The sequence below is a fragment of the Mesorhizobium sp. M6A.T.Cr.TU.014.01.1.1 genome (assembly GCF_004022765.1).
Classification (GTDB): Bacteria; Pseudomonadota; Alphaproteobacteria; order Rhizobiales; family Rhizobiaceae; genus Mesorhizobium; species Mesorhizobium mediterraneum.
This window is the reverse complement of sequence record NZ_RZPG01000160.1, coordinates 1-383: the sequence shown is the minus strand read 5'-3', so window position 1 is coordinate 383 and position 383 is coordinate 1. Positions and strand designations below refer to the sequence as shown.

General features: G+C 59.8%; 1 protein-coding gene. It reads left to right on the top strand.

The window, feature by feature from the left end:
* Nucleotides 1–14 precede the first annotated feature (14 nt).
* Nucleotides 15–383 (top strand): response regulator (locus tag EN885_RS33405; protein WP_128335276.1); only part of this gene is annotated, 369 nt, incomplete at its 3' end.

Genomic DNA, 383 nt, shown 5'->3' with positions numbered 1-383 from the left:
GTCTGGTAGAGTTGATGGGCGGCGAGATCTGGGTCGACAGCGCGGAAGGAAAAGGCACCACTTTCTTCTTCACGATTCGCGCGCCCGTGGCATCGCGCCAATTAGCAAACGCCCCGACGGCTACCGTCGGACTGGCAGGCAAGCGGTTGCTGGTCGTGGACGACAACGCAACCAACCGCCGCATCATGGCCCTGCAGGCGCAGTCATGGAATATGGTCGCGTCGGCGAGCGAACACCCGCGCGACGCACTGCGAAGGCTTGAAGCAGGGGAAGTCTTCGATGTCATCGTTCTCGACATGAACATGCCTGACATGGATGGCATCGAACTCGCTAGAAAAATCCGCGCGCTCGAAAGCATGGAAGGCGTTCCGCTGGTGCTACTT